The organism is Metalysinibacillus jejuensis (assembly GCF_003057615.1).
Lineage (GTDB): Bacteria > Bacillota > Bacilli > Bacillales_A > Planococcaceae > Metalysinibacillus > Metalysinibacillus jejuensis.
The window spans coordinates 1-1060 of sequence record NZ_QAFW01000135.1; the positions used below are offsets into that span (position 1 = coordinate 1).

The window sequence follows — 1060 nt, forward strand, 5'->3', positions numbered from 1 at the left end:
ATTTAAAAAAGGAATTCGGCTATTCAAGTCGAATTTCTTTCACTATGGTAAAAATCGAACAAACACCCACACGTACAATTGAAGAACTCGCAAAAAAGAATGCGGCGTTGGAAAAACAAAATGAAGCCCTACTGGCTAAACTCAACTGGTGGGAGGCACAGTTCCGCCTGAGCCAACAAAAGAAGTTTGGTGCTTCAAGTGAAAAAACCAACCAAGATCAACTTGCGCTGACGCTATTCAATGAAATGGAAATCACGTCAGATAACACGGTCGAAGAACCGACGCCTGAAACAGTTACGTATAAACGTAAGAAGCGTTCGGGTCAAATCGAAGCGATGTTAGAAAACTTGCCTGTCGAAACGATTCACTATCGTTTAAGCGAAGAAGAGCAGGTTTGTTTGTGTTGCGGTGAAAAAACACATGAAATGAGTACACAAATTCGTCGTGAATTAAAAATCATTCCAGCACAAGTCGAAGTAGTTGAACATGTACAACACATCTACAGCTGCCGTCAGTGTGAAAAAGAAGGAACGGAGACACCAATCGTCACAGCGAAAATGCCAGCGCCTATGTATCCAGGTAGCTTAGCTTCGCCATCAGCGATGGCTTATTTGATGAGCCAAAAATATTGTGAAGGTCTTCCGCTTTATCGACAAGAAAAACAATTAGAGCGAATGGGCATTTCACTCTCACGTCAAACGATGGCGAATTGGATGATGTACGGTGCCAACACATGGCTCATTCATTTATATAATCACCCACACGTGTTGATTAACCAAAATCACCCAATATCTATTTGATAAAGTTCACGGTGGAATTCGACTATTTCTTTCAATCCAATTCGCCATTCAATCGGCAGGGTATCACAAAGAAGCTGGCGTGTGAAACCAGCGAAAGACAGGCGTTTACAGTGCTTTTTCTTGTGTCCTTCCGTTTGTAAAAATTTCAATAATACGTAGGCAATTAACGCCGCAAATAGTTGGCTATACACCGCATTTTCAGTCGTGCCAAATAAAACAGGCACATTTAAGTTCTGTTTGATCCAACGAAAGAACGATTC

At 41.5% G+C, this 1060-nt stretch carries 2 pseudogenes; one reads left to right on the top strand and one right to left on the bottom strand.

The features are described from left to right. Positions 1-44: 44 nt before the first annotated feature. Positions 45-770, top strand: a pseudogene (locus tag DDE80_RS14435) (transposase); the annotation flags it as partial. 11 nt (positions 771-781) lie between these two features. Here the strand turns inward: DDE80_RS14435 and DDE80_RS14440 are convergent. Next, positions 782-1060, bottom strand: a pseudogene (locus tag DDE80_RS14440) (IS4 family transposase); the annotation flags it as partial.